Origin of the sequence: Leucobacter sp. USHLN153 (assembly GCF_037145615.1) — a bacterium.
In the GTDB taxonomy this organism is placed as follows: domain Bacteria; phylum Actinomycetota; class Actinomycetes; order Actinomycetales; family Microbacteriaceae; genus Leucobacter.
Genome location: NZ_JBBCXE010000003.1, coordinates 352,395 through 375,280, shown reverse-complemented (window position 1 = coordinate 375,280; position 22,886 = coordinate 352,395). Strand labels below are relative to the sequence as shown.

At 64.0% G+C, this 22,886-nt stretch carries 24 protein-coding genes and 2 tRNA genes; 7 read left to right on the top strand and 19 right to left on the bottom strand.

The window, feature by feature from the left end:
• Positions 1 to 71: 71 nt before the first annotated feature.
• From WFH00_RS07520 to WFH00_RS07510, 3 genes are read right to left on the bottom strand one after another with little or no spacing between them, the layout of a single operon-like run.
• Positions 72 to 707 (bottom strand): anthranilate synthase component II, encoded by a 636-nt coding sequence (locus WFH00_RS07520; RefSeq protein ID WP_336660124.1) that lies wholly within the window; start codon positions 705 to 707, stop codon positions 72 to 74.
• On the bottom strand, positions 704 to 862 hold the full coding sequence (locus tag WFH00_RS07515; RefSeq protein ID WP_336660123.1) for a hypothetical protein: 159 nt from the start codon (positions 860 to 862) through the stop codon (positions 704 to 706). Before WFH00_RS07515 ends, WFH00_RS07520 begins: the two co-directional genes overlap by 4 nt.
• Positions 862 to 1,641 (bottom strand): class E sortase, encoded by a 780-nt coding sequence (locus WFH00_RS07510; protein WP_336660121.1) that lies wholly within the window; start codon positions 1,639 to 1,641, stop codon positions 862 to 864. The genes WFH00_RS07515 and WFH00_RS07510 overlap by 1 nt, the downstream gene beginning before the upstream one ends.
• Before the next feature lie 58 nt (positions 1,642 to 1,699).
• On the opposite strand from WFH00_RS07510, the gene WFH00_RS07505 reads away from it, so the two are divergent.
• Positions 1,700 to 1,975, top strand: coding sequence for a cell division protein CrgA (locus WFH00_RS07505; RefSeq protein ID WP_336660120.1), 276 nt, complete (start codon positions 1,700 to 1,702; stop codon positions 1,973 to 1,975).
• Positions 1,976 to 2,127: 152 nt separating this feature from the next.
• On the opposite strand, the gene WFH00_RS07500 is transcribed toward WFH00_RS07505, so the two are convergent.
• Both WFH00_RS07500 and WFH00_RS07495 read right to left on the bottom strand, forming a co-directional pair.
• The gene (locus WFH00_RS07500; RefSeq protein WP_336660119.1) at positions 2,128 to 3,039 is read right to left on the bottom strand and encodes a rhomboid family intramembrane serine protease; all 912 of its coding nucleotides are present in this window, start codon (positions 3,037 to 3,039) and stop codon (positions 2,128 to 2,130) included.
• Positions 3,040 to 3,051: 12 nt separating this feature from the next.
• Positions 3,052 to 3,561, bottom strand: a complete 510-nt coding sequence (locus WFH00_RS07495; protein WP_336660117.1) for a peptidylprolyl isomerase — start codon at positions 3,559 to 3,561, stop codon at positions 3,052 to 3,054.
• A gap of 185 nt (positions 3,562 to 3,746) precedes the next feature.
• On the opposite strand from WFH00_RS07495, the gene WFH00_RS07490 reads away from it, so the two are divergent.
• Positions 3,747 to 4,256 carry a DNA/RNA helicase gene (locus WFH00_RS07490; RefSeq protein WP_336660116.1) on the top strand — a complete coding sequence of 170 codons (510 nt, stop codon included), beginning with the start codon at positions 3,747 to 3,749 and terminating at the stop codon, positions 4,254 to 4,256.
• A gap of 142 nt (positions 4,257 to 4,398) precedes the next feature.
• Here WFH00_RS07490 and WFH00_RS07485 read toward each other — a convergent pair whose 3' ends face one another.
• The 5 genes from WFH00_RS07485 to WFH00_RS07465 are packed head-to-tail and all read right to left on the bottom strand — an operon-like array spanning position 4,399 to position 9,113.
• On the bottom strand, positions 4,399 to 4,881 hold the full coding sequence (locus tag WFH00_RS07485) for an NUDIX hydrolase (protein ID WP_336660115.1): 483 nt from the start codon (positions 4,879 to 4,881) through the stop codon (positions 4,399 to 4,401).
• A gap of 9 nt (positions 4,882 to 4,890) precedes the next feature.
• Positions 4,891 to 6,039: an alpha/beta hydrolase gene (locus WFH00_RS07480; protein WP_336660114.1), complete on the bottom strand. Its 1,149-nt coding sequence runs from the start codon at positions 6,037 to 6,039 to the stop codon at positions 4,891 to 4,893.
• A gap of 28 nt (positions 6,040 to 6,067) precedes the next feature.
• The gene (locus WFH00_RS07475) at positions 6,068 to 7,099 is read right to left on the bottom strand and encodes a hypothetical protein (protein WP_336660112.1); all 1,032 of its coding nucleotides are present in this window, start codon (positions 7,097 to 7,099) and stop codon (positions 6,068 to 6,070) included.
• The gene (locus WFH00_RS07470) at positions 7,096 to 7,800 is read right to left on the bottom strand and encodes a response regulator transcription factor (RefSeq protein ID WP_336660111.1); all 705 of its coding nucleotides are present in this window, start codon (positions 7,798 to 7,800) and stop codon (positions 7,096 to 7,098) included. The genes WFH00_RS07475 and WFH00_RS07470 overlap by 4 nt, the downstream gene beginning before the upstream one ends.
• Positions 7,788 to 9,113: a sensor histidine kinase gene (locus tag WFH00_RS07465; RefSeq protein ID WP_442918810.1), complete on the bottom strand. Its 1,326-nt coding sequence runs from the start codon at positions 9,111 to 9,113 to the stop codon at positions 7,788 to 7,790. Before WFH00_RS07465 ends, WFH00_RS07470 begins: the two co-directional genes overlap by 13 nt.
• A gap of 499 nt (positions 9,114 to 9,612) precedes the next feature.
• On the opposite strand from WFH00_RS07465, the gene WFH00_RS07460 reads away from it, so the two are divergent.
• Positions 9,613 to 10,419, top strand: a complete 807-nt coding sequence (locus WFH00_RS07460; protein ID WP_336660110.1) for a TVP38/TMEM64 family protein — start codon at positions 9,613 to 9,615, stop codon at positions 10,417 to 10,419.
• A 57-nt stretch (positions 10,420 to 10,476) separates the two neighbouring features.
• A complete protein-coding gene (locus WFH00_RS07455; protein WP_336660109.1) occupies positions 10,477 to 11,214 on the top strand; it encodes a VIT1/CCC1 transporter family protein in 738 nt (245 codons plus the stop codon).
• Positions 11,215 to 11,291: 77 nt separating this feature from the next.
• Here WFH00_RS07455 and WFH00_RS07450 read toward each other — a convergent pair.
• The 9 genes from WFH00_RS07450 to dnaA all read right to left on the bottom strand — a co-directional run bounded on the left by WFH00_RS07450 (position 11,292) and on the right by dnaA (position 21,604).
• A tRNA-Ala gene (locus tag WFH00_RS07450) sits at positions 11,292 to 11,364 on the bottom strand.
• 281 nt (positions 11,365 to 11,645) lie between these two features.
• Positions 11,646 to 11,722: transfer RNA gene (locus WFH00_RS07445), tRNA-Ile, on the bottom strand.
• Between the two features lie 97 nt (positions 11,723 to 11,819).
• Positions 11,820 to 12,227, bottom strand: a complete 408-nt coding sequence (locus WFH00_RS07440; RefSeq protein WP_336660108.1) for a DUF3566 domain-containing protein — start codon at positions 12,225 to 12,227, stop codon at positions 11,820 to 11,822.
• Positions 12,220 to 14,790, bottom strand: a complete 2,571-nt coding sequence (gyrA, locus tag WFH00_RS07435; RefSeq protein ID WP_336660107.1) for a DNA gyrase subunit A — start codon at positions 14,788 to 14,790, stop codon at positions 12,220 to 12,222. Before gyrA ends, WFH00_RS07440 begins: the two co-directional genes overlap by 8 nt.
• Positions 14,780 to 16,774: a DNA topoisomerase (ATP-hydrolyzing) subunit B gene (gene gyrB / locus WFH00_RS07430; protein ID WP_336660106.1), complete on the bottom strand. Its 1,995-nt coding sequence runs from the start codon at positions 16,772 to 16,774 to the stop codon at positions 14,780 to 14,782. Before gyrB ends, gyrA begins: the two co-directional genes overlap by 11 nt.
• Positions 16,775 to 16,960: 186 nt before the next feature.
• Positions 16,961 to 17,443 (bottom strand): DUF721 domain-containing protein, encoded by a 483-nt coding sequence (locus WFH00_RS07425; protein WP_336660105.1) that lies wholly within the window; start codon positions 17,441 to 17,443, stop codon positions 16,961 to 16,963.
• Positions 17,440 to 18,621, bottom strand: coding sequence for a DNA replication/repair protein RecF (gene recF / locus WFH00_RS07420; protein WP_336660104.1), 1,182 nt, complete (start codon positions 18,619 to 18,621; stop codon positions 17,440 to 17,442). Before recF ends, WFH00_RS07425 begins: the two co-directional genes overlap by 4 nt.
• Positions 18,622 to 18,629: 8 nt before the next feature.
• Complete coding sequence (gene dnaN, locus WFH00_RS07415) at positions 18,630 to 19,772, bottom strand: DNA polymerase III subunit beta (protein ID WP_336660103.1); 1,143 nt, start codon at positions 19,770 to 19,772, stop codon at positions 18,630 to 18,632.
• 374 nt (positions 19,773 to 20,146) lie between these two features.
• On the bottom strand, positions 20,147 to 21,604 hold the full coding sequence (dnaA, locus tag WFH00_RS07410; RefSeq protein ID WP_442918809.1) for a chromosomal replication initiator protein DnaA: 1,458 nt from the start codon (positions 21,602 to 21,604) through the stop codon (positions 20,147 to 20,149).
• 437 nt (positions 21,605 to 22,041) lie between these two features.
• Between dnaA and rpmH the strand changes: the two genes are divergently transcribed.
• The 3 genes from rpmH to yidD are packed head-to-tail and all read left to right on the top strand — an operon-like array spanning position 22,042 to position 22,883.
• The gene (rpmH, locus tag WFH00_RS07405; RefSeq protein WP_010155609.1) at positions 22,042 to 22,179 is read left to right on the top strand and encodes a 50S ribosomal protein L34; all 138 of its coding nucleotides are present in this window, start codon (positions 22,042 to 22,044) and stop codon (positions 22,177 to 22,179) included.
• 24 nt (positions 22,180 to 22,203) lie between these two features.
• On the top strand, positions 22,204 to 22,578 hold the full coding sequence (rnpA, locus tag WFH00_RS07400) for a ribonuclease P protein component (RefSeq protein ID WP_336660102.1): 375 nt from the start codon (positions 22,204 to 22,206) through the stop codon (positions 22,576 to 22,578).
• Positions 22,575 to 22,883 (top strand): membrane protein insertion efficiency factor YidD, encoded by a 309-nt coding sequence (yidD, locus tag WFH00_RS07395; RefSeq protein WP_336660101.1) that lies wholly within the window; start codon positions 22,575 to 22,577, stop codon positions 22,881 to 22,883. The genes rnpA and yidD overlap by 4 nt, the downstream gene beginning before the upstream one ends.
• Positions 22,884 to 22,886: the final 3 nt, after the last annotated feature.

The window sequence follows — 22,886 nt, the reverse complement described above, 5'->3', positions numbered from 1 at the left end:
CGCCAGCTTGCCGAGGTGCGCCCGCTGACGGAATTCACCCCTCGGCCCTTGCGCCCCGCGACCGCGCGGTGTCAGCTCGCGAGGAGCGGCGAGAGCGAGCGAGCGATTTCCGCAGCGTTCGGCATTCCCACAACTCCAAGCCAGTTACCGAGCTGCTGGTATCCGCCCTCGGTAAGCACCGATTCAGGGTGGTACTGAACTCCATAGATCGGCCTATCCCGGTGGCGCAACGCCATGACAATACCGCTCGCCGTTTCAGCCGTAACGATCAGCTCGTCGGGCACGGTATCCCGCACGACCGCGAGCGAGTGGTAACGCGTGGCGTCGAATTCCGAGGCGACGCCGTCGAAGAACGCATCTCCGCCGTGACGCACCCGCGACACCTTGCCGTGCATCAGCTCCTCGGCGTGCGTCACGGTCGCGCCAAGCGCTTCGGCGATCGCCTGGTGCCCCAGGCATACGCCCAGTACGGGTACGTCGGCCCGGAGGGCGAGATCGACCATCGCAATCGAGATTCCAGCTTCCGCGGGGGTGCCGGGACCGGGAGAAATGAGAACTCCGTCGTACTCCGATACCAGAGCTTCGAGCGCGCCGGGGCTGACCTCGTCATTCCGGATCACATGCGTTTCAGCACCGAGCTGCTGCAGGTATCCGTTCAGCGTGTAAACGAAGCTGTCGTAATTGTCGATGACGAGAATGCGGCTCATGTTCCAACTGTCACATCTTCGCCGGGCATGTGCAACGCGACCCAGGGGTACAAATAGGTGATGAGCGCGTAGACGACAGCCGCCGCGACAAGCAGCAACACGATGACGCGAAGCCACGCCGGGCCGGGGAAGAAACGCCAGAGTATCGAGAACACTATTCCTGGTCTCCTCTCAGAGCCTGCGTCGCTTCCATTGACGGGTTCAGCTTCAGGAGTTCAGCGGGCGGGCCCTCACTTCGAGGCTGGTACCCCTCGAATACCGAGTAGGCGATTGCACGCTCGTCGCTGCCGGCGAGCTTCGGGTGGCACGTCGTGAGTGTGAGGATCTGATCCTCCCCGATGCTCCCATCAAGTCGCGGGAACGGGCGCAGCACATCCGTCTCGTCGGGCAACACGTACTCGATGGAGCGGAAGCGGTAGGTGTACCAACCCTCCGGGGTCTCGAGGAAGAGCGGATCGCCCACGCGCAGGTTCATGACCTCGCGGAACGCATTGATGAGCGGCCCCGACCGGTGACCCGCGAGGGCGAAGTTGCCGGGCTCGCCGGGCATCTGCGTGGTCTCGTAGTGACCAATGCCCTTGTCGTCGAGGTTGAGCACCGTCTCCCAGTCCGTCTTCTCTGCGACGCGATTCGCGTAAGTCGTTCCGAAGGACGGAACGCGCAGCACTGCGAAGACCTCAAAGTCGGCCGGCTTGTCGACGACAGGCACGACACCGTCCCACGGAGCGTCCTCGGGAGCCTGCTCGTCCCAAGCAGCCGAGTCTTCCGCGCTCAGTTCTTCCTGCTTTGCCGTTACCCCTACTGCCGTATGCCAGGGCTGCCAGACCATATAGCCGAAGACAATAAGGCCGACGGTCAGCAGCAGCTCACCGACGACCGTGAGCACGCTCAGGCGTGCACGACGGCGGCGACGGGGCCGGGAGTACTGATTCACCCCCACATTGTAAATGCGGCTCACTGGGCACTCACCGTGATCGGGCTACAATGAGCCTATGGCAGCAGCTGGTAAGAATTTGAGCAAGCGTCAGTCAGGCGAGGTCGCGAATAAGCGTGCCGAGCTCGCTGCGGCTCGTAAGGATGCACCCAATCCCGTGTGGTTCAAGCCGGTGATGTTCGGCTTCATGCTGCTCGGGCTCCTCTGGATCGTGCTGTACTACGTCACGAGCACGACGCTGCAGCTTCCGGTGCCCGCATTCGGCAACAGCAACATTCTCGTGGGCTTCGCGCTCGTCATCATCGGGTTCCTCATGACCCCGTGGTGGAAGTAGTCCCACTCACCACGCGGCATTCCGTGTGCGGTCGCGCCCGAATCACACCGGTGTAATTCCTCCCCAGCTGGGGATGAACCTGTGGATAAGTAAGAAAGCCCCCGATTACTCGGGGGCTTTCTTACTTCATACCGTGTCTCGATGAGCGGGGATCAGCCCGGAACCGCCACGAAGTATGCGCACGAGAGGGCGACAAGCCCTGCACCCACGACAACAAGAGCCCAGACCCGCTGGCTCCGGCGACGAGGGCCGCGAAGCGCGACCATCACCCACATGGTCAGTGCGCCGACCACCATTCCGCCGAGATGCGCTTGCCAGGAGATCGACGTGCCCGGCACGAGCCCGATCGCGAAGTTCAGCGCGATCAGCACGGCGAGCGACGTGATGTTCACGCGAGCCGACCGCATGGCGACAAGAGTCGCGGCGAGCACGCCGAAGATCGCGCCCGACGCGCCCACGGTGGGAACGATCACCGTCTGCGGATCGGCATACGCCCACAGCATCACGCCGAGCGATCCACCGATTCCCGCGAACACGTACAAGAGGGCGTACGCGGCCTTGCCGATCGTCTGTTCCAGGTTCCGCCCGAACAACCAGAGCGTGTAGAGGTTGAACAGAATGTGGAAGATGAACCCGGTCGAGTGCGTGAACATCGCGGTGACCATGCGCCAGGGCTCGAAGACTCCCGGCACTGAGTAGACCGGGGCGTACCAGAGTGCAGCCGTCACGGAGTTGCCGGCGAACGCAGAGCCGATCCACTGAGCGATGAAGACCAGCACGCAGAGCGCCATGATCCCGTAGGTCACCGGTGCATCGAGAGCTGCGATGCGCCGTCCCAGCACTCGACCCGAGCGTCCGGCTCGACGCGCAGGCGGAGCCTGCATCTGCTTCGTGCACTCCGGGCACAGCACGCCGACAGGCGACGTTACCTGGCACTCACCGCACACGGTGCGGCCGCAGCGCTGGCACAGCGTGAAGCTATGCACCTTCGGGTGCCGATAACAGACGTCTTCGGGGCCGTACTCGGCGCGCACGCCGAACACCGGCCCCGATCCCGCGGTCACTTCCGGGCTTTTCTACGCAGCGACGACGTCGACACCCGCGATGACGACATCCTCGACCGGACGATCCTGCGCGCCGGTGGGAACGCTCGAAATCGCGTCCACGACGGCCTTCGAGTCGTCGTCAGCGACAACGCCGAAGATGGTGTGGTTGCCGTTCAACCAGTCCGGCGCCGTCGTGGTGATGAAGAACTGCGAGCCGTTGGTACCCGCGAGCCGACCGGTCATATCGGGGCGCTTGCCCGCATTGGCCATCGCGAGCTGGTAGGGCTCGGTGAAGCGGAGCTCCGGGTGAATCTCGTCATCGAAGGTGTATCCCGGGCCACCGGTGCCGGTGCCGGTGGGGTCGCCGCCCTGGATCATGAAGTTCGGAATGATGCGGTGAAAAATCACACCGTCATAGAACCCCTTCTCGGCGAGGTCGACGAAGTTCTTGACGGTCTTCGGCGCGTGATCGCCGAAGAGGTTGATCACGATGTCGCCGTGATTCGTGTGAATAGTAGCTACGGAAGTGTGAATCGTCATGCCCCACAGTCTAAGCTGCGCCTTCGACATCTAGCTGGCTGTCAACCCCCTCGTAGGCCCCCGAAAGCCTGGAAACACTAGGGTTCGTGCAGCTTTCACCCGCTCCAGCCGCCGGGTTCGGTGTAGCGTGGTTGCAACGGGTGACAACACCGACAGGATTGCCTCGTCGAGCTAGGAGGATACGAATGAATCTCTCACGTAAGCGCCGCCGCGAACTCCGCAAGCTGCGGAAGAACGCCCAGGAGCTGCTCGATCAGCAGCGCGTCGTGCTCAGTCACGCCGGCGAGGTGCTCGGGCAGGCCGGTGGCCAGGCCCGTCGTCTGAGCGATGAACACCTCGCCCCTCGCATCGATGACGCACTCGAAGTTGTGCGCCCGAAGATCGATCGCGGCGTCGCATCAGCTCGACGCGCCGCAGACTCGGTGCGACGCGCGACGACCCCGATCGTCGCGAGCGCCCTCGCTCGCACGATCCACACGCTCGATGAGCTCGACAACCACAAGGCCGCGAAGCAGGTGCGCGACTTCGGGAAGCGCTCGGGATACTTGCGCCCCGAGAAGAAGAGCAAGGGCGGAATCGTGGCGCTCGGCGTCGGAATCGCCGCCGCGGCGGGCGTCGGGTATGCCCTCTGGCAGGCATTCCGCACCGACGACGAGCTGTGGGTGGCTCCGGAGAGCGATACCACCGTCGAGTAGAGTGCGCGCGGTGCGCGTCACCGCCGATGAGGAACGGCGTTCCGGCTTTCGAGCCGGGGCGCCGTTTCTCTGTTCATGGGTGAAAAGCTCCTCCCGCCCGTGAAACCGCCGATGAGCGGAACCTCGAGGGCCTCGGGCGTCGCTACTTGCGCGGCTTCGCCGAGCGATTCTGTCGGCCGCCCTTGCCGTTCTTCGCAGCGGGGCGGCGATTGATGCCGGCCATGCGGAGCCCGGTTTGCACCAGCGAGAGCGTGCGCAGCGAGCCAAGCTCACGGAGCGGTACCCAGCGCGCTTCGTCCGATGAGCCGCCGACCTCATTACGGAGCGGGCCGTCGGTGACGGTGGCCCGATACACGATTCGGATCGTGTGCAGCTCGGGCTCGTCGCCCTCCGGCACTTCTTCGCGCACCATCACCCGGGAGTCGACGCCGAGCAGTTTGCCGACCCGTGCTTCGAGGCCCGTCTCCTCAGCGACCTCGCGCACGACGGCGTCGCGGGGATCCTCACCGCTTTCAATGCCCCCGCCCGGGAGCGTCCAACCGTGCAAGTGACCGCGTCGCCAGTGGGTGAGCAGGATCTTGCCGCGCCGCTCCACCACCGCGTAGGCAGCCACTCGAAGATCCATGATCTGAGCCTAGTGCGTCGCCGCCTCATCGAGCTCGGACCGCGCCGGAGCGGGCCGGCTCCGTGCCCAACCGGTGAGCCACCGGTCGATGCGATTGTAAGCATCCGCGCGAACCTCGCTGCGGGAGAGAAAGACGTCGTGCAGCGCGCCGTCGATCCGGTCGATCATCACTGACCTGCCCAGGCGCAGCGCCGCCTTCGCCACGGCCTCGACGTCGAGCACCGAATCGGCGCTCGTGAGCGCGGGCTCCCACCGCAGCGGCAGCGCAGATCGCTCCGAGAGCAGCAGGAGGATCGGCACGTCGAGGTGCAGGCCGCGCGCAACCTGCCCGTGTCCCGCCAAAATCGCGCGCAGCCACCCGTTCATCACCGGATGACTGCGCTCGGGGCGCCAGCGCGGGTCGACGGTCTCGAGTTCGTCGAGCGGACCCACTTCGAGCTGCGCCCGAGTGTAGAGACCGGCGTCGAACTGCGGAGCGGCCTCCCGGAGATTGAAACGCGCACGGAGATTGATAAGCGGCGCGATGAGCTGTCGTCCGGCGGCCGAGAGCTGGAACTCGAGCCACGGGCTGTTGAGCACGAGCGCGTCGGCCCGGCCCGGATGCGACGCCGCCCAAAGGCTCAGTACGAGGCCCCCGGTCGAGTGTCCGAGGAGGACGAGCCTGCGCTGCGGGTGCGGGTCCGATTGGGCGGGGCGGTCTCCGTGCCCCATGGTCTCCAGCGCGAGCCCGATCTCCTGGTCGTAGTCCGCGAGGTCTTCGATGTATCCGGGCGTCTGCCCCTCCCGGAGGCTCCGACCGTACTTTCGCAGGTCGAGGGCGAAGAAGCGAGCGCCGCGGTCCGTCCAGAAGTTGGCGAGCGAGCGCTGGAAGAAGTAGTCGGACCATCCGTGCACGTACAGCACGTCGACGTCGTCGAGCACTGGCTGCGCGTCGTCAGCGCCCGGCAGCTCGCCACCGAGGTGCGTCGCCCGCCCGAAGAGCCGGCGCCAGAACCCCGCCACCGGCTCATCGGCACGCTCGCGCGACGGCGGGCGGGCCCGCACGAGCGTGGCCACGAGATCACCCTCCTCGTCGCGCCCGAGCGGGAGGTCACGGCACTCGAATCCCGGACCGAGCACATCGGGACGCCACCCGCTCGACTCCACCGACGCCTCCATACCGCCAGTGTAGAGCGGCCCCGAGGCGCTAGCGCAGGCTGACGCGCGCCGCCTCGACGCTCACCGAAACTCGATGCTTCGACGCATCGTCGACGGTGACGGCGTTGTCGATGTCCCCGAGCTCCGAGCTATCGTCGACGCGGTACTTGCCGCGCGGCAGGCGCACGTCGGCATCTCCGGCGCTGGCTTCGATGTCCACGCGATCCGGAGCCTCCCCGGTGAGCTCGAGCCGCGCCGACCCCATGTCGAGCCCCAACTCGACCCGCTCCGCGTCGGCCAGCGTGGCTGTCAGGTCGCCCGCCTCGACGTCGAACGACGATGAGGCGGCGGATCCCGTGATGCGTGCCGTGCCCGCCTCGACCGAGAGATCGAGCGTGCGGAAGTCGCCAGAACCGGCGAAGGATCCGCCTTCAACTGACACCTCGGCGTCGAGGCGACCTTCCTCGCTCAAGCTCTGAGGCAGGGTGAGCGTCGCCGTGGCACCACCGAACTCACCGGCGCCGCAGTTGAAGAGGCAGCCCGAGCCGAAGCCGCGGTTCGGCGAGGCGACCTGAAGTTCGCCCTGCTCGGTCGCGAACGTCCACTCGGCCGCGCTGGGGCCCGAACTCACGAGTTCGGCATCGACAACATCCCCGAACTTCACGCGGAGCGCCGCCGCTTCGAGTTCGAGGTCGAGCGACGTGACATCGGTGACGTCGATGGTCTGCACCGCCTCGCCGTCGGCGTCGACGATGGCGTTATCAGGCATCTGACTATCGCCCGGTGTGACGCCCGAAGCGACGCTACCCACAACGGTGTCGAGCACGTCCAACCGCTGGGAGCTGAGCGCGGCGAAGGAGCTCGACGCGAAGACCGCGACCAGCGCGAGGCCACCGATCGACGCCGTCACCGCAAGAATCGCCGTGGTCGCTGTCGCCGTCTTGCCCGCTGCGTTGGGTCCGTGGTGCCGCGGTATGCCGGCCCCCTCTGCCGGGCCCGGCGCACCGTTCGCTTGGTCGCGCGATGCTGAAGATGGCTGGTCGCCGGAAGGCTGCTGCACGGGATGAATCGGGGTGTTCATGACGAGGCTCCAGTCTGAGGATGCTGAGGTTCTGATGAGGTGGCGCCGGTCGGGCCGCGACTCTCAAAGTGGGCGATTGCTGCGAGCACGCGGCGGTTGCCGCCCTCGTCCTGCTCAAGCCCGAGCTTCTGGAATATCGACGTGATGTGCTTCTCAACGCTCGCCTCCGAGAGAAACAGCAGTGCCGCGATCGCCTGATTCGAACGGCCCTCGGCGAGTGCGGCGAGCACGGTCCGCTCGCGCTCCGTGAGAGCGCGCATGCGGTCGTCGCGGGACCGCCGGGTGAGGAGCTGCGCGACGACCTCGGGGTCCAGCACCGTTGCACCCTCGGCGATGCGTTGCACCGAATCGATGAACTCCCCCACATCGGCAACTCGATCCTTCAGCAGGTAGCCGAACGCACCGCCCTGCGCGGCGATGAGCTCACTCGCATAGCGCTCCTCCACGTACTGCGAGAGCACGAGCACCGGAAGACGCGGGCGTGTGCGGCGGAGCTCGAGAGCCGCAAGAATCCCCTCGTCCGTGAACGTCGGCGGGAGGCGCACATCGAGAATGCAGAGCTCGGGATCCTTCGCCTCCACCGTCCGCTCGAGTTCGCTGGTATCGGGCAGTGCCGCGACGACCGTGTGGCCGCCGTGCTCGAGGAGGCGAACGAGTCCTTCGCGCAGGAGCACGGAGTCTTCACAGATCAAGATGCGCATGGCACGCTCACCTCCAACGCGGTCGGCCCGCCCTGAGGACTGTCGAGGCGGGAGGTGCCGCCCGCGGCGAGCACGCGGTTCATGACGCCGTCGAGCCCTCCGCCCGGGGTGACCCGCGCTCCCCCGATGCCATTGTCTTCGACGCGTGCCCACAGCATCGGTGTGCCATCAGCGTCCGAGCGCACGCGCACGGTGACGCGTGCTTCACTGGCGCGGGAGTGCTTCGCCGCGTTCGTGAGCGATTCGGCGATCGCGAAGTACACGGCGGCTTCGGCGTCGCGGCTGTAACGATCCGCGATCCGCACGTCGAGCTGCACGGGGATGTGGGATCGCGCCGCGAGTGCCGAGAGCGCCGCATCGAGCCCGCGGTCGTCGAGCACCGACGCATAGATGCCGCGAGCGAGTTGGCGCAGTTCCGTGATCGCCGCCTTCGTCGAGGTGTGCGCCTCAGCGACGAGCAGCTTGGCCGCCGCGGGATCCGAATCGATCTTCTCCTGGGCCAGGCCCAGCGTCATGCCGACGGAGACCAAGCGGGGCTGCACACCGTCATGCAGGTCGCGCTCGATGCGCGTGCGCTCCACATCGGCCGCGCGGACCGCACCCTGGCGCTGCTGCTGCGAGACCCGCGCCTGCTCGACGAGCTGCTCGTCGGCTGCACCCGATCCCACGATCGCGACGGCGACGACGCGATGCAGCAGCGCCAGACCGACAATGCCGGCAGCGGAGAGGAGCATGCCGAGGATCCCGGGCTGCCACCAGATCGAGAACGTGCGCACCACAGAGAAGAGTGCGTGCACAAAGCCTTGCGCCAGGCTCAGCACTGCGAGACCCATGGCGCTCGAGATAGCGAAGTTCGCAACGGCGCGCCACATTCGGCCGTCAACCGACTGGCGCAGCACTGAGCCGAACCAGGCCCCGAAGCCCTGCCCGCGAGCGGGCTGCCAACGCGGAATCCCGACAGGGATGCGGTACAGGCCTCCCACGCGCAGCGTCTCGAACCAGGCGATCCCGAACAGCGCGTACACCAGACCGATCAGCAAGACCGCGCCGATCCCGATGATGAGCATGCCGATCCCCGTGCCGAGCATCGTCAAGAGGATGACCGTCAGCGTGAATCCGACGAGCCCGAGCGCCGCGAGGTGCAGGATCGTGAGCGCGAGGCGGAATGGCGGACGCTGGCGAGCGGCGAGCTCAGCGGAAGTGGCGGATCGCGCGGCGCCGTTCGGGGCCGCGGGGGGCGCAGTCGCGCCGCTTGCGCTGCTCGTGCCGGGCGCAGCGTTGCCGGTCGGGGCGGCGCCGGGCGCAGCGCTCACACCGGCAGCACTCGCTGTGTATGCCCCAGCGGCAGCGACGTGGCTGCTCGAGGGTAGCGGCGTAGTGGCAGCGGTGCTGGATGGCAGCGGTGTCGTTGGTGCCGTGCTGGAGGACAACGGCGTGGTCGGTGCGGTGCGGGAGTAAGAGGTGCCCGGAGAAGCCGCCGAGCCCACGCCCGAAGAGCGAGACGGTTCGAACGGCGTGCGGGCTGCAGCGGCACTGCCCGGCGCTGCACCGGGGTGCGCGGTCGTGTTGATCATGCTCCTACGCTATGTGCACCGGGCTGCGCGCGGCACCGAGAGATCCGGAGACCATCCTTCGGGTTTTCCCTACTCGTCGGCAAGCCTGCCGCGCCGTACGATGGCGAAACGTCCGGAGTTGTCGCTGAGTGCGCCGTCCTGGCCGAGCGCGCCCGATCACGCGTCGACATGCTCGTCTTCTCCACTGGTGCGCGTCTCTCCCGCATGGCTCCCCCACGTTGAAGGAGGCCGACGAACCGTGTCCGAAACTAGCCAGCGCACTCGGCTCTGGCCCCTTGTCGGCGTCGCCCTCCTGTGCGCGGCGGTCATTGCTGCGCTCTTGTTCTTCGGGCGCCCGCTGCTGCCGTTGTTCAGCGACCCCGAAACAGCGCGAGAAACGATTGACGGCCTCGGATTCTGGGCACCGTTCGCCTTCCTACTGATGCAGATCGTGCAGGTGGTCATCGCTCCCCTCCCGGGCCAGGTCAGCGGGCTCATCGGCGGCTTTCTGTTCGGTCCTTGGTTCGGTCTGCTCTATACCGTGGTGGGTTCCTTCATCGGGTTCTGGATCGTCTTCGTGGCTGCTCGCAAGCTCGGCCGGCCGTTCGTGGAGCGATTCGTTCGGCCCGAAACGCTCGAGAAATTCGACCGGTTACTCACGCGGCAGGGACCGTTCGTGCTGTTTCTCATCTATCTGCTCCCCGCCTTCCCCGACGACGTGATCTCAGTCGTCGCCGGTCTCACCAGAATTCCGATACGTACGCTGCTCCTCGTGTCGGTCGCGGGTCGGTTGCCGGGCTATCTGGTGTTGAGCTTTGCGGGCGACGGGCTGACCGGCGAGAACATGAACCCGATGGTCGTCGGCGGCACGGTGGTACTGGCCGCGGCGATCCTGGCGGTGTGGAAGCGAAAGTGGATCCACGACTTCGTCGCAGCCGAGCAGCGCGCTGCGTTCCTCAGGACGTCGTGGTCTCTGCCCGCCCGCCATAGCGCCTGGGTGATTCTTGGGCTCGTCGCACTGAGCGCTTTTCTGTTCTGGGCCGCGTTCGTGCCCCCGGTGCAGTGACCTCGCGGATCCGCCCCCGCTCTGCCAAACGCGGCGAAAACGTGCTTTGATGCAGCTATGACTCATGTGCACGGAGTTGCCGCTGGCGGTCACCCCGATGAACCGCACGGGGACAACTATGCGAGCCGCCTGAATTGGCTTCGAGCGGGCGTGCTGGGCGCCAACGACGGCATCGTCTCGCTTGCCGCGCTCGTCGTCGGCGTCGCAGGCGTCACGAGCAGTACGGGGCCGATCCTCACCGCCGCCGTCGCAGGACTGGTTGGTGGGGCGATCTCTATGGCGCTGGGAGAGTACGTCTCGGTCAGCAGTCAGCGGGATAGCCAGCGCGCGCTCATCACGAAGGAGCGACATGAGCTGAAGAGCGATCCTGCGGCAGAACTCACGGAGCTGGCCGGCATCTATGAGGCCAAGGGACTCGACCCTCAGACTGCGCGCCAGGTCGCGAAGGAGCTCACGGCGCATGACCCGCTTGCCGCACACCTCGAGGCCGAACTGGGGATCACCGAGCGTGATGTCGTGAGCCCGTGGGTCGCCGCTGGTGCCTCGGCTCTCGCGTTCGCGATCGGCGCCGTGCTCCCCTTGCTCGCGATCTTGCTTCCCCCGCCAGAGGTGCGCGTGCCGATCACGTTTGTCGTCGTCTTGCTGGCCCTCGCGCTGACCGGGTACATCAGCGCCAAGATCGGCGGCAATCCCGTGCTCCGCCCGATGATCCGCGTGGTGTGCGGCGGGGCGCTCGCGCTGGCAGCGACATTCGCGATCGGTACGCTGCTCGGCACGAGCGGTGTCGTCTCGTAACGCGATCCTGTCGCCGCGCCGACGCCGGAAACGAGAAAGGCCCCGACTTCGCAGGGAAGTCAGGGTCTTTCAGTCCGTGGATCCTGGGAGAATCGAACTCCCGACATCCTGCTTGCAAAGCAGGCGCTCTACCAACTGAGCTAAGGACCCGAGCGGTGTACCGCTCGTCGCCTTGACGTTTCGGCCGTGGCGACTCGAACTACTTTACCGGTCTCGGGCTCCACGCGCAAAAGCGCGGCACACGGCGCGGCGGACGACGCTGAGTGCGATCCGCACCCGTGCTCGCCGCGGAGTTTTACGGCGCACACCGCGAGCACTACATCGAGTGACGAACGCTCGGGACGCCGCTGGCCGAGGTGACGTCGCGCCCAGCGCAGAAACAAAACAATCCCCCTACTCCCCGCGAATACCGCGGAAGTAGGGGGATCTTGTGGTGGGGCTACCAGGACTTGAACCTGGGACCTCTTCATTATCAGTGAAGCGCTCTAACCACCTGAGCTATAGCCCCCGACCAAGCAATGACTCTACCTGAACTCCGAGCAATTCCGAAATCCAGGCGGAAGATCGGGCGTGGCCCGGCCACCGGAGAAGCCGGGCCACCCGAATCAGTTGCTCGTGAACCCGAGCTGGAACCCACCCAGCACTCGCACAAGCAGGTTGTACACGAGGGCCCCGATGGCACCCAGAGCCGTGCCCACGATGATGTTCAGGATCCCCACGACGACCGAGAAGCCGAGCACCTGCGGGAAGCCGATGATCCGCATGAGACTATTTTCCTCGCCGACGATGTCCATGAAGAGCTCGTCGACTTGCGCGAACACGCCCGTCTGCAGGAGAACTGTGTAGATCAGTACAGTTGCGACGACGCTCACGATGGCGAAGCAGATCGCAACGAGGAACGAGAACTTCACGGCCGACCAGAAGTCGATGTAGACCAGCTTGAGACGAACCTGCTTCGTCGGCGCCTTCTTACGGGTCTTCTTGGCCAGCTTGTCGGCGACAGTGTTACTCATTCAGGTCTTCCTCGTTTTCCGCGATAACGGCCCCGGGGGCCCCGGACTCCTCGTCGTCGAGCCCACGCTCCGAATTGCGCGCGATGCCAATGATACGGTCCTGCTCTGGGAAACGCGCAAAGACGACGCCCATGGTGTTCCGACCCTTCGCCGGCACTTCCGCAACGCTCGAACGCACCACTTTACCGCTTGCAAGGACCGCGAGTACCTCGTCTGTCTCGTCGACGATCAAGGAACCAACCAGTACGCCTCGACCCTCGTCGAGCTTCGCAACCTTGATGCCGTATCCGCCGCGCTGTTGTACGCGGTACTCATCGACGGCAGTGCGCTTTGCGTACCCGCCCTCGGTCACCACGAAGACGAAGCCGTCACTACCATCGATGCGTGACGCTGCGAGCAACGAATCGCCCTCGCGGAAGTTCATGCCGCGCACACCGCTCGTCGAGCGACCCATCGGGCGAAGTGCCTGATCAGAAGCGGTAAAGCGCACGGACATACCGTGGCGCGAGACGAGCAGGACGTCGTCGCGAGATTCAGCGATCAATGCGGAAACGAGCTCGTCTCCCTCTCGCAGCTTGATCGCAATGATGCCTCCGGTGCGGTTCGTGTCGTACTCCGTGAGGGCCGTCTTCTTGACGAGGCCATCCCGGGTTGCGAGCACGAGGTATCCCGCGGCATCGAAATCGCGTACGTCGAGGATCTGCGTAACCGACTCGTCCGGCGCGAGAGCGAGCAGGTTCGCGAGATGCTGACCCTTCGAGTCGCGGCCGCCCTCGGGCACCTCGTACGTCTTCGCCCGGTAGACACGACCGGTGTTCGTGAAGAAGAGAAGCCAGTGATGCGTCGTCGTGACAAAGAAGTGCTCGATGATGTCGTCGGCGCGGAGCTGTGCGCCCCGAACGCCCTTGCCGCCACGATGCTGAGAGCGGTAGTTGTCGATGCGGGTGCGCTTGACGTATCCACCCCGGGTGACGGTGACGACCATCTCCTCCTCGGGGATCAGATCCTCCATCGACATGTCGCCGTCATACCCGTGCATGATGGTGGTGCGGCGCTCGTCACCGTACTTCGTGACCAACTCCCCCAGTTCGTCGATCACGATGCCGCGCTGAGCCGACTCCGATGCGAGGATCCCCTGGTACTCGGCGATCTGCGCCTCGAGCTTTGCAGCGAGGTCGAGGATCTTCTGTCGCTCGAGTGCGGCCAGTCGACGCAACTGGAGACCGAGGATCGCGTCGGCCTGGAGCTGATCGACGCCGAGAAGCTCCATCAGGCCCGTGCGCGCCTCATCGACGGTCGGCGAACGACGGATGAGCGCGATGACCTCGTCGAGAGCATCCAGCGCTTTCAGGTATCCGCGCTGAATGTGCGCTTCCGCCTCGGCCTTCTTCAGGCGGTATTCCGTGCGGCGAACGATGACCTCGATCTGGTGCTTCGCCCAGGCCGAGATGAAGCCGTCGAGTGCGAGCGTGCGCGGCACACCGTCGACGATCGCGAGCATGTTCGCGCCGAAGTTCTCCTGCAGCTGAGTGTGCTTGTAGAGGTTGTTCAGCACGACCTTTGCGATCGCGTCGCGCTTCAGCACGACGACAAGCCGCTGTCCCGTACGACCGCTGGACTCATCGCGAATGTCCGCGATCCCCTGGACCTTGTTCTCCTTGACGAGGTCGGCGATCTTCACGGCCAAGTTGTCGGGATTGACCTGGTAGGGCAGCTCAGTCACGACGAGGCAGGTGCGGCCCTGGATCTCCTCGATGTTGACGACGGCGCGCATGGTGATCGAGCCGCGACCGGTGCGATACGCCTCGCGGATCCCCTTCGTTCCCAGAATCTGCGCGCCCGTGGGGAAGTCGGGCCCGTGCACCCGCTCGATGAGTGCCTCGAGCAGTTCCTCACGGCTCGCCTCCGGATGCTCGAGGTGCCAGATGGCGGCCTCAGAGACCTCGCGGAGATTGTGCGGGGGAATGTTCGTCGCCATGCCGACGGCGATGCCGACGGACCCATTGACGAGAAGGTTCGGGAACCGTGCTGTCAGTACCGTCGGTTCCTGGGTGCGACCGTCGTAGTTGTCCTGGAAGTCGACGGTTTCTTCGTCGATGTCGCGCACCATCTCCATGGCAAGCGCGGACATCTTCGTCTCGGTGTATCGGTGGGCTGCAGCACCATCATTACCGGGCGAGCCGAAGTTGCCTTGACCGAGCGCCAGCGGATAACGCATCGTCCACGGCTGCACGAGTCGCACGAGCGAGTCGTATACCGCGCCGTCGCCGTGCGGGTGGAACTGACCCATGACATCGCCGATGACACGGGTGCACTTCGAGAATGCCTTGTCAGGGCGGTATCCCCCGTCATACATGGTGTAGATGACACGGCGGTGCACCGGCTTCAGGCCGTCGCGAACGTCAGGCAGCGCGCGCCCGACGATGACGCTCATGGCGTAGTCGAGATACGAGCGCTGCATCTCGAGCTGCAGATCGACCTGGTCGATCCTGCCGTGCACGGCCAGGTTCTCCCCGTCCGCCAGCTCTGCCTCGGTGTCCGGAGTCTGATTTTCAGATGTCAAGGAACCGCACGTCCTTCGCGTTCTGCTGAATAAAGTTACGACGCGCCTCGACATCTTCGCCCATCAGGGTCGAGAAGATCTCATCGGCCGTTGCCGCGTCTTCCATCGTGACCTGCAGCAGTGTGCGGGTCTCGGGGTTCATCGTGGTCTCCCACAGCTCTTCGTGGTTCATCTCACCAAGGCCCTTGTAGCGCTGCACACCGCTCTCCTTCATGAGGCGTCGACCGCTTTCGGTGCCGGCCGCGAGGCGCTGATCTCGCTCCGCATCGCTGTACACATACTCATGCTCAGCATTCGCCCACTTGATTCGGTAGAGCGGAGGCTGCGCGAGGTACACGTAACCCAAGTCGATGAGCGGACGCATGTAGCGGAACAGCAGCGTGAGCAGCAGCGTCGTAATGTGCTGCCCGTCGACATCCGCGTCTGCCATCAGCACGATCTTGTGATAACGCGCCTTCTCGGGCGTAAATTCTTCACCGATGCCAGCGCCGAAAGCGGTGATCATCGCCTGGACCTCTGCGTTATTGAGCGCGCGATCGAGACGGGCCTTCTCCACGTTCAAGATCTTTCCTCGAAGAGGCAGGATCGCCTGCGTGTGCGGGTTCCTCCCCGTCTTGGCGGATCCGCCAGCCGAGTCACCCTCCACAATGAAGATCTCGGAGATCGTGGGATCTTTGCTCGAGCAATCCGCAAGCTTACCGGGCATTCCACCCGATTCGAGCAGCCCCTTACGACGCGCGGTCTCGCGAGCCTTGCGCGCAGCAAGACGAGCGGTAGCCGCCTGGATGGACTTACGAATGATGTCCTTCGCCGGCCCCGGATTCCGCTCGAACCAATCCCCGAGCTGGTCGCCGACGACTTTCTGGACGAAGGCCTTCGCTTCCGTGTTGCCGAGCTTTGTCTTGGTCTGGCCCTCAAACTGCGGTTCACCGAGCTTGACCGAGATCACCGCGGTGAGACCCTCGCGAACATCATCGCCTGAAAGGTTGTCATCCTTCTCTCGAAGGATGTTCTTCTCGCGTGCGTAGCGATTCACGAGCGTGGTGAGCGCGGCACGGAAGCCCTCTTCGTGGGTGCCACCCTCGTGCGTATTAATCGTGTTCGCGTATGTATGAACGCTTTCGGTGTACGCCGTAGTCCACTGCATGGCGATCTCCGCGGCGATCTGACGGTCGGGATCCTCGGATTCGAAGGCGATGATCTCTTCATTCACCAGCTCAGCGCGCTTCGCAGCATTGAGGTGCTGTACATAATCCTTGATGCCGTTCTCATAGAGGAACTCATCATGCGGCGCCGGAGGCGCAACCAGCTGCCCCTCGTCATTCTCCACCGCTTCTTGCTCACGCAGGTCTGTCAGCTTGATTCGCAGCCCCTTGTTCAGGAAGGCCATCTGCTGGAAGCGCGTGCGAAGAGTCTGGTAATCGAACTCGACGGTCTCAAAGATCTCGTCGCTCGGCCAGAATGTAATCGTCGTTCCGGTCTCATCGGTGGGCTCGCCTTGCGCCAGCGGCGCGTCCGGCACACTGCCCGTGAACGACATGTTCCACGTGAAACCTTGTCGCTTGACAGAGACCTCGAAGCGACTCGAGAGCGCGTTCACGACCGACGAGCCCACGCCGTGCAAACCGCCCGACACGGCATAGCCCCCGCCGCCGAACTTACCCCCGGCGTGCAGCACTGTGAGGACCACCTCAACCGTAGAGCGGCCCTCCGTGGGGTGAGGATCGACCGGAATACCGCGGCCGTTATCGATCACCCGGACACCGCCGTCTGGCAGAATAGTAACGTCGATTACGTCGCAGAATCCCGCGAGGGCCTCATCGACAGAGTTGTCAACGATCTCGTACACCAAGTGGTGCAAACCGCGCGGCCCGGTCGAACCGATGTACATGCCCGGGCGCTTCCGAACAGCTTCCAGCCCTTCGAGCACCTGAATAGCCCCGGCCCCGTAGTCGTCGTGCTCGGTGGCCTGCTCTGAATTCATACCGTGAATGATCCTTCTCTGGGCGTCTCAGGGCGCGTTCGAGCCCCGGATACTTCCGAACACCAGCCTACCAAGATTCGGTGTCGAGGCGGGCCTTCACGGGGCAGCTGGAGGCTATTTTTCGCAGGGATCCACCCAGGGCTGACGAAGTCACTCCTTTTCGCAACAAAATCAACGTTGGATGCGCTACCCGTAGGTGTCGCGCGGGCCGCGCCCCGGCACGCTGCGCAGCCCGTGACGCCACGAAGGCGCACCGGGAGCGAGGAATCTCAGGTCCCGAATTTCCGCGTCGGGATATTCCTTAAGCAAGCGTGTCAACATCTCACCCCGAAGCCGACGAAGTTCCGTGGCCCAGGTTGTGGAATCACACTGGATCTGCAGCACTCCGTTGCTGATGCCGATGACCTCGGTGTGCTCGGCGGTCGCTCCCCCGGCGAACTCCGCCCACTCACCGAGAACCCGCGCTTGTTCAATCTCCGCGCTCCACCCCATATCGATGGATACACCGGTAAGCACGTCCGCGAGCGGGCGCGGATCACGTCCGGTTCCGAACGCTGATCCTTCCGCGACGTCATTCTTGCGACGGCGTCGCCGTTGAGGCGCGCCGCGCCATGCCGACTTCGCACGCAAATACGACTCCGTAGCGAAGTTCTCATGCAACTCGCTCATGGGAGTCCACCGTCGTCCAGTATCTTGCCTCCAGCGACTTGGACGCGATGCCAATCGAGCTCAGAGGGCACGTCTGCCTCCACGGCCGCTGTCACGATCACCTGTTCGTAGTCAGCCACGGCGGCCATCAGGCGGCCCCGACGAAAGGCGTCGAGTTCGGCGAAGACGTCATCGAGGATGATGACCGGATCGCCGGCCGGTGACTCGTTTCGAAGCAAGGCGGCAAGGGCGAGCTTTATTGATAGGGCGAATGACCAGGACTCGCCATGACTCGCATATCCCTTGACCGGAAGTTCGTTGAGCCTGAGGAGCAGCTCGTCACGGTGCGGGCCGACGAGCGTGACACCGCGTTCCAACTCCTTTCCACGCACCTCAACGAGGGCGGCGCGGAACTCATCCTCGAGTGTTTCACGTGAAACGCCGTTCGAGGTTCGCACGCCGGGCGCCATTTCGACGAGCGTTTCACGTGAAACGCTCGTCAGAGCAGTCGCGACGGTCTCGGCGAGATCCAGCCCGGGTCTGTGGTCCTCGCCCACCAGTGATTCGTAGGCCGTCTTCAAGGGGTCCTGAAGATCGTGCACGAGTTCACGGCGAGCGAGCATGATCTGCGCACCGTAGCGAACCAATTGCTCATCCCACAGCCCTAGCGTGTTCTCTAGAGAAGCCCCCTGACGCCGACCTGACTTCAAGAGAGCCGTGCGTTGCCGTACGACACGCTCGTAATCAGCGAGGACGCCGGCTGCGGAAGGGTGTCGAGCTATGAGGGCATCGTCGACAAAGCGACGTCGGACCGACGGTTCGCCCCGCACGATCATCAGGTCCTCGGGCATGAACGCTACCGAGGCGAACCACCGAGTCACCTCGCGTGGCCGAACGGTATTGCCGTTCACCTGGGCTCTGTTGGCGCGGTCAGAGTTGATCTGTAGTTCCAACACCACGCGCCGCTCCCCCGCTTCGATCCGCATGCGTGCAATTGCAGCGGTCGCTCCGGCACGGATCAGCGCGCTGTCTCCCGTAACTCGGTGCGAACGCAAACTGGAGAAGAACGCGATGGCCTCAACGAGGTTCGTCTTCCCCTGTCCGTTCCGCCCGAGGAGAAGATTGGGTCCGGGCTCGAGACCGAGCTCCGCGACTGCATAATTGCGGAAGTCAGCGAGAGATAGATGCGCTACCCGCATCTCATCGCCTACCGCAGGAGAAGATTGGGCTGCAGCAAATACCGGAAGCTCTCATCGTCAGCGTCTTCCTTGCTCCGCTGACTCGTGATGAGCACCGGACCCGGCTTTCCCGGGTTGTCAGTTCGCGTGAAGGCGATTCGCGCGAACTCCGAGTGCGTTGCGCGGAGCCCGTCCAAGAGAAATTGGGGCTTCAGCGATACCACCATGTCGTCGCCGACGAGGTGAGCATCCACTGTTTCCACTGCCTGAGCGGATTCTGTGCCCGCCGCCTCGAGCATGACGAGGCCCTCACTGAAGGAAAAGCGAAGCGCTGCCTCGCGCTCGAGCACCAAACCCACACGCCCAACTGCCTCAACCAGCTCGGCCGTGTTCATCACAGCGTAGTTGTCGACGCTCTCGGGAAAGAGACGACCAACAGGGGGGTAGTTTCCCTTGATCAGGAGGGACGTCACGGTCTTCGTACCGCCGGTAAAGGCAATGAGCTCACGCTCGCCATCATTGACGATCGTGACCTGCACCTCCCCGTCACCGGAGAAAGTCTTGCCGACTTCCGTCACGATCTTCGAAGGCACGAGGGCCGTCAGCGACTCGCCCGCGCCCCGATCCTGCCAATTGATGCTGCGAGTTGCAACGCGGTAACGGTCGGTAGCGGTAAGGGTGAGGGAGTTCTCGAGCACCTGGAACTGCACGCCCGTAATCACTGGCGTGACGTCGTCCTTCGAAGCAGCAAGCGACACCTGGGCAACCGCATCTGAGAACGCGTCGGCTGGCACGGATCCTGATACGGAGTCGATCGTGGGCACCTGCGGATATTCTTCGACAGGCATCGCCGGGAGGCTGAAGGAAGCTGAGCCGCATCGCACCTCGACGCGGCTCTCGAGCAGAGAAACCTCGACGTCGGAATGAGGGAGGCGCTGAGCGATTTCGCCAAGGAGCCGACCCGAGACGAGCGCCCGGCCGGCTTCAGCCACAATGGCATCTATCGACGTGCGAGCAGAAACCTCGTAATCGAACGACGACACCGTCAGACGGTCACCGTCAGCCTCGATCAGGGCGCCACTCAGAAGTGGCTGCGTGGGACGCTGTGGGAGAAGCTTCACCGCGAAGGACACCGCGTCACTGAACACGTCACGATTGACGGTAAATCGCATTTGGTTTCCCTCCGAACGCGTGCTGGGTCGCGTCTCTTCTCCGGTTCACAATCTTTGCATACTCGGGGGACGGTCGTCATTCCTGTCATTCGCGCCTGCATCGCCGCACAGCGTGATCGAGTGCCCGTTAAAGAAAGATAAGTGTTAACAGTGTTAACGGCTGTGGATTTTGTGGATAACTTCATCGAGGCCACGAACCACAAGGGAACTACAACTATGTGAGTTGTGCAAGCGCGGTGGACGGCTCGGCTCCCGCAGCATCATGCGGAACGCCACGTCACTGCGCCTGCTCACAGGGCGCTCCATTTCATACACAGAATCGCCCGAATTCTCCCCAGCTATCCACAAGGCGATGTTGCGCTGTTGATAACTCGCTACCGAGAACCCTGCTTGATGCGAGTGGTGAGCTCCGTTACCTGGTTGTAGATCGAGCGTCGCTCCGCGATGAGCTGAGAGATCTTCTTGTGCGCGTACATCACCGTTGTGTGGTCGCGCCCGCCGAAGAGCTGACCGATCTTCGGCAGGGAAAGCGGCGTCAGCTCGCGGCACAAGTACATCGCGATCTGGCGCGAGGTGGCGATCTGCTGCGCACGAGTGGGACCGTACAGATCATCGACGGAGAGGTCGAAGTACTCGGCGGTCTTACTGATGATGTCTGAGGGCTGGACCTCATTGTCGGCGTCGAGGGTGATGAGATCCTTCAACACCGTGTGCACGAGCTGCATATCGATGCGCTGCTGGTTGAGGCTCGCATACGCCGTTACGCGAATAAGGGTGCCTTCGAGCTCACGAATGTTCGAGGAGAACTTGCTCGCGATGAACTCGAGAATGCTGTAATCGATCTCGAGATTCTCTCGCTCCGCCTTCTTGCGAAGGATGGCGATACGCGTCTCGAGGTCGGGAACCTGAATGTCCGTCAGGAGGCCCCACTCGAACCGGGACAGCATGCGCTCCTCGAAGCCTCGAAGCTGCTTCGGCTGAACGTCGCTGGTAATCACCACCTGCTTGTTGTGGTCGTGCAGCGTGTTGAAGGTGTGGAAGAACGCCTCCTGCGTCTCCACCTTGTCCTCAAGGAACTGGATATCGTCAACGAGCAGAATGTCGACGCTGCGATACCGCGCGTGAAATGCGGCGCCCTGGTTATTCGCGATGGAGTTGATGAAGTCGTTCGTGAAGTCCTCGGAGCTGACGTATCGCACGCGCACGTCCGGGAAGAGTTCTCGAGCGTAGTGTCCGATCGCGTGGAGAAGGTGCGTCTTTCCGAGCCCTGAGTCGCCGTAGATGAACAGCGGGTTGTACGCGCGGGCGGGGGCCTCCGCAACAGCGACCGCGGCGGCGTGAGCGAACCGGTTCGACTGCCCGATCACGAAGCTATCAAAGCGATACTTGTCATTCAGTCGGCTATCAACGGCCTCGTCAGCTCCATGGCGACGACGAGGCTCCATAACCGGACGTGCGGATTCAGCCCTACTCGGCTCGAAACCGCCGAAACCACCGTCGAAATCCGGTGTCGGCGTGGACACATGGGACGGTTCAGGCGTCGGATCAGGATCGATATCCGGATGCGCATCCTCATCGACGATGACAATGAAGTTCTCGATCTCTCGAGCCTCCGGAATGTTCGCGATCGCCGACATGATCGCGGGTCGCAGACGGTTCTCGAGGAGCTTCAATGTGAAGTCGAGTTGCACAGCAAGATAGAGGGTGCCCGCAGCAATACCCCGGGGCAGGGCGAGTGCGAGCTGCGCTCCGACCGCGGGGCCGACGGCAGGATCGCTCATCACCGCCTGGGTCACGCGATCCCAGACCTCCTGCAGTTCATCCTCGGTCACGTGGCTCCCGCCCAGTCAGCTCTAGAAAATTCGACGCAAGGTTACTCCCAACGTTATCCACAAGCAAAGCCGCGGAAAAACGTACGAAAACGGCTCACTGGTCGAGAAGAGCCAACCCTGAGCCCACGTTAGTCACAGACTTGTCCACAGGCAAGTCCGTGTTGAGTACACGGGTGTCAGTGAGGGGACAGCAGCACGTGTGCACACCAAGACGCGGCGCGGAGCCAGAATCGAGAAAGCAGGCAGCTTTGACGGGGCGAAGGAAAGCGCGTAGAGTAAATACCTTGTATGGGTGGCTTGCGCAACGTGAGTGGCTGACCGAAAGCTCGGATGTTCGAGCGTGAGGTTCGACACGAGCCCCGGGCCACCAACATCCGACTTCCTCGAAGCCCCCAGAGGCCCGGGGATCTGTTCCATAAGTCACGGAGTCTTCAACTATGAGCAAGCGTACCTTCCAGCCCAATAACCGCCGCCGCGCCAAGGTGCACGGCTTCCGCGCCCGCATGCGTACGCGTGCCGGCCGTGCCATCGTCGCTGCGCGACGCGGCAAGGGCCGCTCGAAGCTCACCGCGTAATACTTTTTCCTCCCGGGACCGGTCATGCCTGCACGGCACCATCGAATTACCCGGGGACAGGACTACCGGCAGATCGTTCGCGCCGGACGCCGCGTGGGTGGTGCATTGTGCATCACCCACGCGGTTTTGCGTTCTCCGGGCGAACCGGCGCGCTTCGGGTTCATCATCTCCAAAGCGGTCGGCAACGCGGTCACGCGTAATCGGGTGCGTCGACGCATGAAGGCCGTCATCGAATCGCGGCTTCACAGCGGCGTATCGTCGGTCGACATCGTGTTCCGAGCTCTTCCCGCCGTCGCTGAGGCCACCTTCGGCGAGTTGCGGCGCGAAATGGAGCGAGCGCTCGACCGCGTCGAACGCGATGCGCGCCGGCAGCGCGAGAGCGAAGCGGTCAGCGCATGATCCGCCCGCTCACCGAATTGTGGCTGCTCCCACGGAATGCTGCACTCGCGATCATGCACCTGTACCGCCGCATCGTCTCCCCCCTGTACGGGGAAGTCTGCAGGTATTACCCATCGTGTTCCCGCTACGCTGTTGACGCGTATCAACTTCGTGGTTTCGTTGTCGGCACGGCGCTCACCGCGTGGCGATTGCTGCGCTGCAATCCGTTCACGCCGGGTGGCGTCGATGATGTCCCGCCAAGGGCGCACTCCCCCTTCGTGATCAACTCCCGCGGCTTCATCCGCCCCATCGAGCGAAAGGCTTAACCC